The following is a 12,769-nucleotide window of genomic DNA, read 5'->3' on the forward strand; positions in this document are numbered from 1 at the left end:
CATTCAGTGCGTTCAAGTATCTGAATGAGTCATTCGGTGCGACAGCGGCGCTGGGTCAGGCGGCCTTGCGCTGGTGGTAGGTGTCGACGTACTCCTGGCCGGAGAGCTCCAGGATGGCGTACATGATCTCGTCGGTGACCGTGCGGTGGATGACGGTGGAGTGCGCCATGCCCTCGTAGCGGGAGAAGTCCAGCGGCGCGCCGAAGCGCACGGTGACGCGGTACGGGCGGGGCAGCTTCTTGCCGATGGGCTGGATCCGCTCGGTGCCGATGAGCGCCACCGGGACCACGGGGGCCCCGCTGGCCAGCGCGATCCGGCCGACACCGGTCTTGCCGCGGTAGAGGCGGCCGTCCTCGGAGCGGGTGCCCTCGGGGTAGATGCCGAACGCGCCGCCCTCGGCGAGCACCCTGATCGCCACGTCCAGTGCGTCCTTGGCGGCCCGGCCGCGGCCGCGCTCGACGGGGATCTGGCCGATCATGGTGAAGAACCAGCGGGAGATCGCGCCCTTGACGCCCTTGCCGTGGAAGTACTCCGCCTTGGCCAGGAAGGCGACCTTCCTCGGCACGATCAGCGGGATCACCAGACTGTCCACGAAGGACAGGTGGTTGCTCGCGAGGATGACGGCGCCGTTCTGCGGAACGTTGTCCAGTCCCTCGATGCGCGGGCGGAAGATCAGCCGAGCCAGCGGGCTCAGGACCCGTCTCATCAGCTGGTAGAGCACGTGTGCCTCCTGGGGTGAGGCCACCAACTCTATTCCTGTCCCGTTACCGCCCTGTTTCCCCGTGGCCGCCCGGACAGCCCGCGCTGCAGCGAGCCGACCACCCGGCGAGGCCCCGTCAGGGTGATCTCCCGCTCGCCCAGCCGGGCGCTCAGGTAACGGCAGCGGGTCCGGCTCCTGCTGACCGGGGCGTAGCCGAGGGTGTCCTCGCCCAGCCGCTCCGGCGCGCCGTACCCGAGACCGCTGAGCAGCTCGTTCAGCGCCTCCAGCAGCGCGTCGCCGCCGCCGTGCGCGACCGGGACGCTCCTGGTCACGCTGATCACCAGCGGTGTCACCAGCAGGCCGAACACCACGCCGAAGCCGAGCCCGAACGGCAGGCCGACCAGGGGTGCGCATTCCCACACCGCGATGCTGAACACGGCGGCGGAGGCGCCTGCGGTGCCGGCGATGAAGGCGAAGGTGTCACGGAACCCGCGGTGATGAGGTGGCATGGGCGCTCCAGGCGGTCTCGTCGGAGCCGGATGCCTGAATCGTCGGCGATTCCGCCGTCCGTGTTAATGGCCGTGACCCATTGGTGTCCCAACGGTGAGCTGCGCACAGCCGTCACCCGAACGCACTAACGCAGAGCGACGATCCCCTGACAGAGGATCGTCAGGTACTGCGCCGCGATCTCCTCGGCGCCGAGGGTGCCCTTCGGGTCGTACCAGCGGACCGCCACCCAGACGGTGTCCCTGATGAAGCGGTAGACCAGCGGCACCCGCAGGTCGGCCCGGAACACCCCGGCCGCCTGCCCGCGCTCCAGCACGCCCAGCCAGCACGCCTGCAGCTCGGCGGTGACCTCCTCGAGGTAGCCGAAGCGCTCGAACTGGGACAGGTACGCGGCCTCGTTCTGGAAGATCGCGATCGCGTCGCCGTCGGTGTCCATCGACTCGAAGGACACGGTGACCAGCGCGGTCAGCGCGGCGCGCGGCTCGGGCCGCTCGGCGAGCACCCGCTCGTAGGAGGCGCGCAGCCGGTCGAGGAACCCGCGCAGGATCTCGTCGACAATCGACTCCTTCGAGTCGAAGTGGTGGTAGAGGCTGCCGGAGAGGATGCCCGCGGCGTCGGCGATCTCGCGCACGGTGGTCGTGGCGAAGCCGCGCTCGGCGAACAGCCTGCCCGCGATCGCCAGCAGTTCGGCCCTGCGGTCCTGTTTGACGACACCCACCCGCCAATCCTGACGCACGGGTGTGCGGGGGTGGCACGCGGCCGAGGAACGAACTCACCCAGGCGGACCCCGGTCCGGCATACGCGGACCCCATCGGAGATCGCTAGACTTTTGCCAACATGGCAAAGCCTTGAGGTGTGTTCGTGGAACCGCTCGTCCGCCCGTCCGCCGCGGGCACCGGCGCAGGAGATCCCCAGCCAGGATGAGTACGCCGCATCCGGAGGACTCCCGGCAGTCGGCCACCACCGAGGTGACCCGCGAGAGCGCGGTGTCCACCCCGGTGCTCAGGCTTGCCCGGACCTGGGCCGAGGCGGTCACCGCGAGCGCCTACACCCCGCTGACCCGCGGTGAGGTCGAACGGCTCACCCACGAGCTGCTGACCCTGCTGATGGCCGCGATGGACGCGGGCGAGGCCGCGACCGGGCTGCTGGACGAGGTCGCCGAGCGGATGGTGCGGGCGAACTTCACCGGCCCGGACAGCCTGCGCCGCAGCGTCGAGGTGCTCGGCGAGGGGCTGCTGGACGTGCTCGGCTCCGGGGCGGACCGGCTCACCTCGCGGGTGCTCGCGCTGCTCGGCGGGCTGGCCACCAGCTACACGAAGGCCATGCGCGAGCGCACGCTGCACCAGCAGCAGCAGATCACCGACGCGCTGCTGCGGGCGAAGCAGGAGGCCGAGCGGCACCTGCGCGCCTCCGAGGCCCGCTTCCGCGAGGTGTTCACCTCCTCCGGCGTCGGCATCGCGCTCACCGACTTCGACGGCCGGATCGTCCAGGCCAACCCGGCGCTGACCGAGATCCTCGGCTACTCCCAGCAGGAGCTGGCCGGGCTGAACCTCTACGAGCTGTTCCAGGAGGAGGGCTCGGACACGCTGCGGCACGCCTACCGCGAGCTTGCCGAGGGCGAGCGGGACCGGTTCCGGGTGCGGCGCATGCTGGCCACCAAGGACGGCGACGCGGTGCTGGCCTACCTCGCGGTGTCGGCGCTGCACGAGATGCCCGGCCACATCGTGACCATGGTGGAGGACGCCACCGAGGTCCACATGCTCACCCAGCGGCTGCGCCAGCAGTCCCTCAACGACGCGCTGACCGGGCTGGCCAACCGGCAGCTGTTCAGCTCGCGGCTGCAGACCGCGCTCGCGCGGATGGACCCGCAGCTCGGGGTGACCGTGCTGCAGCTGGACCTGGACGGGTTCGGCGTCGTCAACGCCGGGATGGGCCCGCGCGTCGGCGACCAGCTGCTCCAGGTCACCGGCAAGCGGCTGGAGCACGTCTTCGCCGACGAGAACGCCGTGGTGGCGCGCTTCGGCGGGGACGAGTTCGCCGTGCTGCTGGAGAACACCGAGGACACCCCCTACCCCGGCAAGCTCGCGGTGCTGATCAACACCGCACTGGCCGAGCCCACCTACGTCGACGGGGTCGGCGTCGCGGTCTCGGCCAGCATCGGCGTGGTGCGGGCCAACAGCCAGAACCTGCGCCCGGAGGAGGTGCTGCGCTCCGCCGACATCACGCTGCGCCGGGCGAAGGCGGGCGGCAAGGGCCAGTGGGAGCTCTTCGACGCCCAGCACGACACCGAGGCCAGGACGCGCACCCGGCTGGCCGCCTCCATCCCGGGCGCGGAGGAGAACGGCGAGTTCGAGATCGTCTACCGGCCGGTGCTGCGGTTGCCCGACCACGAGGTGACCTTCGTCGAGGCGCTGCTGCGGTGGAACCACCCGGAGCAGGGCGTGCTGCCGCACGAGCGGTGCGTCGAGCTGGCCGAGGAGACCGGCATGATCCTGCCGCTGGGCCGGTCGATGCTGCGCGAGGCGTGCATGATCGCCGCTTCCTGGCCGTCCACCGCGGACGGCGCGGCGCCCGGGCTGTGGCTGAACCTGACCCCGTTGCAGGCGCGCGACCCCGACCTGGCCGCGACGGTGCGGATGGCGCTGGCCGACTGCGGGATGAGCGCGTCGCGGCTGCGGCTGGGCATCCCGATGGCCTCGCTGCGCCAGCACCGCGACGAGGCCGAGGAGAACGCCGGGGTGCTGGGCGACATGGGCGTGGTCATGGCGCTGCACGAGTTCGAGGGCGGCCTGGCCAACCTGGGCGTCTCCGGCTCGCTCAACGCCGACCTGGTCCGCGTGGCGCCGTGGGTGGTCCGCCGTCTGTCCACAGAGGACGGGACGGACGTCGCGCTGCGGAACAGCGTCCGGTTCCTCATCCCCGCGCTCGGCCGTTCCGGCGCGCGGGTGGTGGTCGGCGAGATCGAGACCGTGGAGCAGCTGGAGTGGTGGCGCGGCGTCGGCGCCACCTTCGCCCAGGGCCCGTACTTCGGCGAGCCCTCCTCGGCCGACGAGCTGACGGAGATCCTGTCCGGCAAGACGGCCTGACCCGGTCAGGCGCCTGCGACGTCCACGTGGCGGTCCTGGGGAACCCACCGCATCGCCAGGACGCCGAGGAGGGCGCAGAGGACGCCCGCCGTGGCCGTGGCGACGTGCAGGCCCGTCACGAAGGCGTTCTTCGCGTGCTCGACGACCTCGGACGCGAGGCCCGGCAACTGCATCGTCTCGTTGAGGGTGGCCGCGACTTCGGGTCCCCGCAGGCGGAACAGCAGGGTGGCCAGCGAACCGAGGATCGCGATGCCGAGAGCGTTGCCGATCTCGTTGCTGGTCTCCGCGATCGCCGCGGCGGAACCGGCACGCTCCTCGGGCACCGCGGCGACAGCGGTCTCCGCGACGAGGCTGAAGGAGATGCCGTAGCCGACGCCCGCGACGACCGTGGAGGCGACGAACCAGCCGGCTCCGGCCGTCGTTCCGGCCGGCAACAGCAGGAGCAGGCCACCGGCCATGCAGAAGTGGCAGGCGATGAGCGCGGCGCGCTTGCCGACGCGGTTCACGATCCCGGGGGTGACCACGCAGGTCACCGTGAGCACAGCGGCACCGGGAAGGGCGACCAGGGCGGCGACGAGCACTGGCAGCTCAAGCACGGACTGCAGGTAGGTGGCGGTGAGGAAGGCCGCGGCGGACCACGCGACCAGGGACAGCAGTCCGGTGATTGCGGCGATGGTGAACACGCGGTCGCGGAACAGGCTGACGTCGACCAGCGGGTGCTCGAGGTCGCGCTGACGACGCAGGAACCACCACAGCAACGCCGCTCCGACGACCGCGGCGATCACCGGTGGCGCGGAAATGCCGTAGGCGGCGCTGTGCTTGACCGCGTAGACCACCGCGAGCAGGCCACCCGCGGACAGCACCACGCTGAGCGCGTCGACGCGACCGGGGCGGGTGGCGCGCACCTCGCGCAGCAGGAACGGGGCGAAGACCAGGAACAGCACCACCACCGGGATGTTGATCAGGAACACCGAGCCCCACCAGAAGGCGCTCAGCAGCTGGCCGCCGACGATCGGGCCGATGGCGAACCCGGCGGCGAAGGTGGCCGCGAAGATCCCGATCGCCCGGGCGCGCTGCCTGGGGTCGGCGAACAACTCGCTGAGCACCGCCAGCGCCGAGGGCAGCAGGGTGGCGCCGCCGAGGCCCATCACCGCGCGGAACAGGACCAGCAGCTCCGGGCTCGGCGCGAACGCGGCCGCCGCCGATCCCGCGCCGAACAGCACCGCCCCGACGAGCAGCAGCCGCAACCGGCCGTACCGGTCGCCGATGTTGCCGAAGGCGATCAACAGGGACCCGACGACGAACCCGTAGACGTCCAGGATCCACAGCGCCTGGTCGGCGGTCGGGCTCAGCTCCGAGGTGATGCTGGGCATCGCCAGGAACAGGACCGACCCGTCCATCGACACGAGCAGCACCGGGCCGAGGACCACCAGAAGTCCGAACCACGCCCGGCGATCGGCCGGGCGGGACACCAACACGTCGTTCATGGCCACGACGGTGCCCGCCGGGCGAACGGCCAACCAGCCCCTGCCGTGGGTACACCTGGCAGGTGCAGGCACCGCCGCCGACGCCGTGCTTACGATCGCCGTCATGAAGCCGGAGAGTCTCGGGGTCTTCCTCAAGACCCGCCGTGACCGCGTCACCCCCGTCGACGTGGGGCTGCGCACCTACGGGACGGCCCGGCGCGTTCCCGGCCTGCGCCGCGAGGAGCTGGCCCAGCTCGCCGGGGTCAGCGCCGGCTACTACACCCGGCTGGAGCAGGACCAGGCCACCACCGCCTCCCCGCAGGTCCTCGACGCGCTGGCCCGGGTGCTCTGCCTCGACGCCGCCGAGACGGCCCACCTGCACAACCTCGCCCGCCGCCCGGCGACGCCGCGGATGTCCCGGCCCGATCCGGAGCGGCCGCACCCCCGGGTGCTCGCCCTGCTGAACTCGCTGAACGAGACCACCCCCGCCCTCGTCCTCGGTCGCCGCGGCGACGTCCTGGCGTGGAACGGCGCCGGGCACTCCCTGATCGCCGAGCACGTCGACTTCGACGCGCCGGAGGACCCGGAGCGGCGGCCGTCGATCCCGCGGATGTTCTTCCTCGACTCGCACACCCGCGCCCTGCACCGCAACTGGGCCGAGCTGGCCCGCGTCCACGTCGCCTACCTGCGCCTCACCACCGGCCGCTACCCCGGTGACGGGCGCCTCGCTGAGCTGATCGGCGAGCTCGCCATGCACAGCGACGAGTTCGCGTCCCTGTGGGCCGCCGGCGACGTGGCGGACTGCACCGTCGGCCCGATGCACCTGCGGCACCCCACCATCGGGGACGTGGACGTCACCTACCAGGTGTGGCTCCAGCCCGACAGCCCCGACCACCGGCTGGAGGTCTACATCCCGCAGGACGCCGCGTCGGCCGACGCCCTCCGGCTGCTCCCCCGCTAGCGGGAGGGGTGCGGCACGCACCGACCGGGATTTGCCTACACCCGCCAGGGGAAGGAATTTGACCACTCCAAGGCGTGGTGAGTATGTGTGGTCCCGGACACGCTTGGAGGCCCCGTGGTGAAGACCCGTCCCGCGTTCAACCCGATAGTCCATCCCGCCCACCGGTTGCAGATCTGCTCGTTCCTGGCGGGGGTCAAGGAAGGCGAGTTCCGCCCGCTGCGCGAGGAGCTCGGCGTCAGCGACTCCGTGCTGAGCAAGCAGCTGCGCATCCTGGAGGAGGCGGGCTACGTCGCGCTGCGCAAGGCACCGGTGGCCGGCAAGGGCCGCGTGCGCACGTGGATCACCCTGACCCGGCCCGGCAAGCGCGCACTGGAGAGCCACATCGCCGCGCTGCACCGGATGACCAGGGGCGCACTGCCCGTCGCCTGATCACGGCGATGCGTTGACAGACGGAGAAGACCGCCAGGAGGACCGGCCCCTGCCCCGACCTCCGGCACCCCTGCCGTCCACTTAGGACAATGACGTTCCGCTGTCACGCAGGCGGGTGCGGACGCGGTCGACGTCGCCGCGCTCGGCGGAGGGCAGCGGGGCGCCCACCGCGTTCCGGGCGGCAGCCGCCTCGGCGAGCAGGCGCGCCGCGTACTCGTGGTCGCCCGCGAGGGAGTGCGCTCCGGCCAGCCCTTCCTGGGCGAGTGCGACGGCGCGCGGGTCACCGATGTGCCGGGCGACCGTGAGCCCCTTGGTGTGCAAGGCAAGCGCCGTGTCGGCGTCGCCCCGCAGTTCGGCGACGAAGCCCAGCTCGGCGAGGATCAGCGCGTTGCCGGGGTCGAAGGCGGCGTGCCGGTTCCACTCGTAGACCCCGCGCAGGTGGTTCTCGGCGGCGTCCAGATCGCCCTGCCTGCGGGCGCCGAGGGCGAGCCCGATCTCGGCGTGGATCTCCCCCGCCCGGTAGCCCTGCCGCGCGGCGAGCTTCCGCGCACGCTCGTGCAGATCCTCCGCCGCGGCGAAGTCGCCGGTCAGCAGCGCGAGCCTGCCCAGGCCGGTGAGCCGGTCGGCCGCCTCCGACCACAGGCGCAGTTCCTCGGCCATGCGCAGGCCGTCGCGGTTGAGGCGTTCCGCCCGCGCGTAGTCGCCTGCGATCTCGGCGAGCGCGGCCAGCGGGAAGACGGTCTGCAGCTGCCCCCACTGGTCACCGAGTTCGCGGAACATCGCCTGAGCGCGTTCCCCGTCCGCGCGCGCTCGGTCGAGATCTCCGCGGACGAGTGCCTGGCTCGCGCGCACGCTCAGCGCCGCCGCGATCACCCACTCGTCGCCACCCGGTTCCGCCAGGACGCCTTCGATGAGACGTTCGCTCGCACCGAGGTCGGCCCCGCTGCGGTAGAGCGCGAAACCGAGGAACCACTGGCTCTCCGGATCGTCGGTGTCCGGAATCGCGACGGTCTGCCCGGTGAGCAGGAACATGCCTGCGAGGCACGCACTTGACTGGGGGTCAAGTGGCTCGCGAAGCGCGTCGTACGCCCGCTTGGCCTCGCTGAGCCGCCCGCTGAGGTACCAGTACCAGGACAGCACGTTCGCCAGCCGAAGGTCGCCCCCGAAGTCCAGTGCCGCACGCAGGTTGGCGTTCTCGCGATCCAGCCGCCGCACCCAGTCGCGCTGCTTGGGCCCGCGCAGGGCCGCGCTCTCGGCGAGCCCGGAGTAGTAGTCGTAGTGCCGCTGCCGCACCGCGTCCAGCTCCCCTGCTTCGGCCAGGCGCTCGGTGGCGTAGGCCGCGACGGACTCCAGCAACCGGTAGCGCGGGCCTTCGAGCACCGTGACGAGCGACCGATCCACCAGACGCGCCAACGGGTCCAGGACGTCGACGGCGCACACGGCCTCGGCAGCTTCCAGGGTGCAGCCGTCGACGTGGACGGCAAGCCTGCGCAGCACCACGCGCTCCGGCTCGGTCAGCAGTTCCCAGCTCCAGTCGAGCATCGCGCGGAGGGTCTGCTGGCGTGACGGGGCGCCGCGGTGACCGGAGGTGAGGACGCTGAAGCGGTCGTCGAGCCGGGCGAGGAGTTCGGCGACACCGAGCACGCGGACGCGGGTCGCGGCGAGTTCGAGAGCCAACGGGATGCCGTCCAGCCGCTTGCACAGCCGCTCGACCTCGGGTGCCGACGGGTTGACCGGATAGCCGCCCGCGGCGGCACGCTCGGCGAAAAGCCTTGTGGCATCGGCGCTGTCGAGCGTCGGGACCGGCCACTGCGTCTCGCCCGCGAGACCGATCGGCTCCTGGCTCGTCGCGAGCACCCGCAGCGACGGCGCGGTGCGCAGCAGCAGCTCGACGAGGTTCGCGGCCGGCTCCACCACGTGCTCGCAATTGTCCAACACGAGCAAGGTGTGCTTGTCGCGCAAGGAATCCAGAAGCCGGTCGAGCAGTGGAACGGGTGCGGCGTCGTCGCGGATGCCGAGGACGGACGCGACCGCGGCGACGACGTCGTCGTTGTCCCAGAACTCGACCAGCCAGACACCATCGGAAAAGGAGTCGACGAGCTCGGCCGCCGTCTCGACCGCGAGCCGTGTCTTGCCGACACCGCCCGCCCCCGTGAGCGTGACAAGTCGCTTCACCGCAAGGAGTTCGCGAAGCTCGGCGACAGCGGCCGAACGGCCGATGATGTCGGTGACCGGGGCCGGGAGATTGGTCCGGCGCTGTGGCGCGGCCGTCAGCGCCGGATCCTGGCGGAGGATCGCGGTGTGCAGGGCGACCAGCCCGGGTCCCGGGTCGAGCCCGAGTTCGTCGGCGAGACGGGCACGCAGGTCCTCGTAGTGGTCGATGGCCTCGTTCTGCCTGCCTGCCCGGTACAACGCGCGGATGTGCGCGGCGCGCAGCCGTTCCCGCAGCGGGTGCTCGGCGACGACCTGCGCCAGGTCCGGCTGCTCGCCCAGCTCCAACCGCGCTTCCGCCAGCGACTCGACCGCGGTCAGCCGCTGTTCCTCGGCGCGCTCGGCCGCCGCACGGACGAAGTCCTCATCGGCGAAGTCGGCGAAGGCCGGGCCTCGCCACAGGCTCAGCGCCTCGGTCAGCAGGTCGGCCCGGACGCGGGCGTTGTCGGCCCTGCGGGCGCGCAGCAGCAGGGCGTCGAAGCGCCCGAGGTCCACCGCTTCCGGCTCGACGAGCAGCACGTAGCCGGGCGGACGGGACTCGACGAGACCACCGAGCGCACGGCGCAGCCTGGACACCTTGGTCTGCAAGGACGCCATCGGGTTCACGGGCTGGCGTTCGGCCCACAGGTCCTCGGCGAGGCGGTCCGCCGACACGACGCGGCCCCGGTGCACGAGCAGGTCGGCGAGCAGAGCGCGGACCTTCGTCTCCGGGACGTCGACGGGGTCTCCGTCAGCCGACCGCACCTCCAGCGGGCCGAGCACCCCGAAACGCACGGCCGACAGCCTAGCGACAGGAAACCGACAGCGCTCCCGATCACGGTGAACCCATCAGCGAAGCACCACCGAGGAGAGACACCATGAGCACGAAAAAGGTGACCGTGATCGGCCTGGGCAGCCTGGGATCCGCGCTCGCCGCCGCCCTCCTGCGGACCGGGCACGACGTGACGGTGTGGAACCGCACTCCGGAGAAGGCCGAAGCCCTTGTGGCGCAAGGAGCCACCCGCGCGGACACAGTCGCCGAAGCGGCCGCTGCCAGTCCGGTGGTGATCGTGTGCGTCTTCGACACCGAGGCCGCACGCGAGCTGCTGGCGCCCATCCAGGCGGGCAAGGCCGTGGTGAACCTGACCAGCGGCTCGCCGGACGAGGCGCGTGAGCTGGCCGCGTGGGCCGCCTCGCGGGGCGTCGACTACCTCGACGGGGCCGTGATGGCCGTCCCCGCCGCCATCGGCACTCCGGACGCCTTCGTCATGTACAGCGGCTCGCGGGAGGTCTTCGACGCGCACCGGGCTGCCCTGGACAGCTTCGGCGCGAGCCACTTCCTCGGCGAGGACGCCGGCGTGGCGGAGTTCCACGACCTGGGGCTGCTGTACGCCGGGTACGCGACGCTGGTGGGCTTCCTGAACTCGGTGGCGATCGTGGGAACCGCGGGGGTCACGGCGAGAGAACTGCTTCCGCTGGTCACCACCTGGCTCACCGGCATGGTCGCCTACCTCGCCGACGTGGCCCGCGAGGTCGACGAGCGCGACTACACCGACGGCGCGTCCAGCGTGGCCATCAACCAGGTCGCGCTCGACAAGATCATCGCCGCGAGCCGCGCGGCCGGGGTGTCACCGGACCTGCTGCTGCCCTTCAAGGAGCTGCTCGACCGGCGCGCCGCGGACGGGCATGCGCGGGACAGCGCCAGCAGCGTCATCGAACTCCTGCGCCCGGGCATTCACCCCGAATGACTCATTCAGTGCGCAAGGGGGCCTAGAAGTCGGCTTCCTGCCAGGAGACGCAGGCGGGCCTGGTCTGGGTGTCGAAGAACTCGGCGAGCGCGTGCGCCAGGTTGATCAGCGAGATCTCGCAGTGCGCGGGGAACTCCAGGTCTGCGTAGACCAGCTCGTCCGGCGAGGCCGGGGTCGGTCCCCTGCTGTACCAGGCCCCGGTCTCGTCGGTGTAGTACAGGGCGGCGCGGCCGTTCCGGACGCCGAAGATGAGTTCGCGCTCGGAGGGGTCGCGGTCGTCGACCGGGCGGTGCCGGTGCCGGATGATCGCGCCGTGCCTGCCCACCTCGGGCAGCCGCCCGGCCAGCATCCGGTCGAAGAGCGTGGCGTTGATCCGTTCCAGGTGCTCCAGCCACTTGCCGTTGACCTGGCTGCGGTAGCTGACGTCCACGCTGGTCATGGCGTGCGGGTCCTCCTGCCCACCCCGGAACGAGTTGATCTTGACGACCATCGTGCCCCCGCGGGCACCCCGCCCGCAAGGGCCTACCAGGTCCAGGGCCAGCCGAGCACCGGGAGGCCGATCGCGGAATCCACCGCGAGCGCGACGAACACCAGCATCAGGTAGGTGTTGGACATGTGGAACAGGCGCATCGGGTTGGCCTTCTCCCCGCGCCGGACCTGGCCGTGCAGGCGGTGGGTCAGCACCGCGAACCACACGCCGGCCACCACGGCCGCCGCCAGGTAGAGCCAGCTCGCGGCCGGGACCAGCAGCAGCGACCAGCCGACCATCAGCCAGGTGAAGATCACGATCTGCCGGGTGACGTAGGCGGGCTCGGCGACGGCGGGCAGCATGGGCACGCCCGCGGCCTTGTAGTCGTCGCTGAACTTCATCGCCAGCGCCCAGGTGTGCGGCGGGGTCCAGAAGAAGATCACGCCGAACATCACGAGGGCGGGCCACTCCACGGTGCCGGTCACCGCGGCCCAGCCGATCACCACGGGCATGCAGCCCGCTGCGCCGCCCCAGATGATGTTCTGCGCGGTCCGCCGCTTGAGGACCAGGGTGTAGACGAAGACGTAGAACAGGATCGTGGCCACCGCCAGCACCGCGGCCAGCAGGTTGGTCGTGGCGAAGAACCAGCCGAAGGATCCCAGCCCCATCAGCACGCCGAAGACCAGCGCGTTGCGCCGGGGCACCGAGTGGGTGGCCAGCGGGCGGGCCTTGGTCCGCTTCATCACCGCGTCGATGTCGGCGTCGGCGACGCAGTTGAGCGCGTTGGCGCTGCCGGCCGCCATGATCCCGCCGACGAGGGTGGTGAGCACCAGCAGCGGCGACGGCAGACCCCGCTGGGCCAGCAGCATCGCCGGGATGGTGGTCACCAGCAGCAGCTCGATCACGCGGGGCTTGGTGAGCGCGACGTACGCCCGCACGCTGGTCTTCCAGTCCGGCCGCGGGTGGTGGTGGCTCCGGGCCGACGCGTCAGCGGTGATGCTCATCGCGTCCCCTCCGCAACGGTCACCGGCGGCATGGGGCTCCTCAGTCAGATCGGGTCAGTCGGGTGGCTGCCCCGACTGGTTTCGACCCGGGGAACGCGGGTCACCCAAATGGTAGGCACGCTACAGAACCAACGCGCGCGGGGGGTCGTGTGACGTGCCTTAAGCGACGTTCTCCCACGGCCACTACTAGGCTGATCGGTGGACGAGGG

The 12,769-nt window shown here is 71.5% G+C and carries 11 protein-coding genes; 4 read left to right on the forward strand and 7 right to left on the reverse strand.

Annotated elements, in window-relative coordinates:
- Positions 1 to 55 precede the first annotated feature (55 nt).
- The 3 genes from BLT28_RS13715 to BLT28_RS13725 all read right to left on the reverse strand — a co-directional run bounded on the left by BLT28_RS13715 (position 56) and on the right by BLT28_RS13725 (position 1,925).
- Positions 56 to 745 (reverse strand): lysophospholipid acyltransferase family protein, encoded by a 690-nt coding sequence (locus BLT28_RS13715; protein WP_322788486.1) that lies wholly within the window; start codon positions 743 to 745, stop codon positions 56 to 58.
- A 5-nt stretch (positions 746 to 750) separates the two neighbouring features.
- Complete coding sequence (locus BLT28_RS13720) at positions 751 to 1,209, reverse strand: hypothetical protein (protein WP_030431279.1); 459 nt, start codon at positions 1,207 to 1,209, stop codon at positions 751 to 753.
- A gap of 125 nt (positions 1,210 to 1,334) precedes the next feature.
- Positions 1,335 to 1,925 (reverse strand): TetR/AcrR family transcriptional regulator, encoded by a 591-nt coding sequence (locus tag BLT28_RS13725; protein WP_030431278.1) that lies wholly within the window; start codon positions 1,923 to 1,925, stop codon positions 1,335 to 1,337.
- A gap of 202 nt (positions 1,926 to 2,127) precedes the next feature.
- On the opposite strand from BLT28_RS13725, the gene BLT28_RS13730 reads away from it, so the two are divergent.
- Positions 2,128 to 4,293 carry a putative bifunctional diguanylate cyclase/phosphodiesterase gene (locus tag BLT28_RS13730; RefSeq protein WP_052407672.1) on the forward strand — a complete coding sequence of 722 codons (2,166 nt, stop codon included), beginning with the start codon at positions 2,128 to 2,130 and terminating at the stop codon, positions 4,291 to 4,293.
- Positions 4,294 to 4,298: 5 nt separating this feature from the next.
- Here the strand turns inward: BLT28_RS13730 and BLT28_RS13735 are convergent, their stop codons facing one another.
- Entirely contained in the window at positions 4,299 to 5,780 is a 1,482-nt protein-coding gene (locus tag BLT28_RS13735; protein WP_052407678.1) for an MFS transporter, read from the reverse strand.
- Between the two features lie 103 nt (positions 5,781 to 5,883).
- Between BLT28_RS13735 and BLT28_RS13740 the strand changes: the two genes are divergently transcribed.
- Positions 5,884 to 6,720 (forward strand): helix-turn-helix transcriptional regulator, encoded by an 837-nt coding sequence (locus BLT28_RS13740; RefSeq protein WP_030431275.1) that lies wholly within the window; start codon positions 5,884 to 5,886, stop codon positions 6,718 to 6,720.
- Between the two features lie 114 nt (positions 6,721 to 6,834).
- On the forward strand, positions 6,835 to 7,149 hold the full coding sequence (locus tag BLT28_RS13745) for a transcriptional regulator (RefSeq protein WP_197684028.1): 315 nt from the start codon (positions 6,835 to 6,837) through the stop codon (positions 7,147 to 7,149).
- Positions 7,150 to 7,230: 81 nt separating this feature from the next.
- On the opposite strand, the gene BLT28_RS13750 is transcribed toward BLT28_RS13745, so the two are convergent.
- The gene (locus BLT28_RS13750; protein ID WP_081900513.1) at positions 7,231 to 10,134 is read right to left on the reverse strand and encodes a BTAD domain-containing putative transcriptional regulator; all 2,904 of its coding nucleotides are present in this window, start codon (positions 10,132 to 10,134) and stop codon (positions 7,231 to 7,233) included.
- 83 nt (positions 10,135 to 10,217) lie between these two features.
- On the opposite strand from BLT28_RS13750, the gene BLT28_RS13755 reads away from it, so the two are divergent.
- Positions 10,218 to 11,087: an NAD(P)-dependent oxidoreductase gene (locus BLT28_RS13755; RefSeq protein WP_030431272.1), complete on the forward strand. Its 870-nt coding sequence runs from the start codon at positions 10,218 to 10,220 to the stop codon at positions 11,085 to 11,087.
- Positions 11,088 to 11,109: 22 nt separating this feature from the next.
- Here BLT28_RS13755 and BLT28_RS13760 read toward each other — a convergent pair whose 3' ends face one another.
- A complete protein-coding gene (locus BLT28_RS13760; protein WP_030431271.1) occupies positions 11,110 to 11,577 on the reverse strand; it encodes an Imm1 family immunity protein in 468 nt (155 codons plus the stop codon).
- Between the two features lie 32 nt (positions 11,578 to 11,609).
- Positions 11,610 to 12,560 (reverse strand): heme o synthase, encoded by a 951-nt coding sequence (locus BLT28_RS13765; RefSeq protein ID WP_081900512.1) that lies wholly within the window; start codon positions 12,558 to 12,560, stop codon positions 11,610 to 11,612.
- Positions 12,561 to 12,769: the final 209 nt, after the last annotated feature.

The sequence above is a fragment of the Allokutzneria albata genome (assembly GCF_900103775.1).
GTDB classification, from domain to species: Bacteria; Actinomycetota; Actinomycetes; order Mycobacteriales; family Pseudonocardiaceae; genus Allokutzneria; species Allokutzneria albata.

Bases quoted from the DNA above. Each gene is read 5' to 3' on its own strand.
- BLT28_RS13740 (WP_030431275.1), top strand. From the start codon at position 5,884: ATGAAGCCGGAGAGTCTCGGGGTCTTCCTCAAGACCCGCCGTGACCGC.
- BLT28_RS13735 (WP_052407678.1), bottom strand. From the start codon at position 5,780: ATGAACGACGTGTTGGTGTCCCGCCCGGCCGATCGCCGGGCGTGGTTC.
- BLT28_RS13760 (WP_030431271.1), bottom strand. From the start codon at position 11,577: ATGGTCGTCAAGATCAACTCGTTCCGGGGTGGGCAGGAGGACCCGCAC.
- BLT28_RS13755 (WP_030431272.1), top strand. From the start codon at position 10,218: ATGAGCACGAAAAAGGTGACCGTGATCGGCCTGGGCAGCCTGGGATCC.
- BLT28_RS13720 (WP_030431279.1), bottom strand. From the start codon at position 1,209: ATGCCACCTCATCACCGCGGGTTCCGTGACACCTTCGCCTTCATCGCC.
- BLT28_RS13765 (WP_081900512.1), bottom strand. From the start codon at position 12,560: ATGAGCATCACCGCTGACGCGTCGGCCCGGAGCCACCACCACCCGCGG.
- BLT28_RS13730 (WP_052407672.1), top strand. From the start codon at position 2,128: ATGAGTACGCCGCATCCGGAGGACTCCCGGCAGTCGGCCACCACCGAG.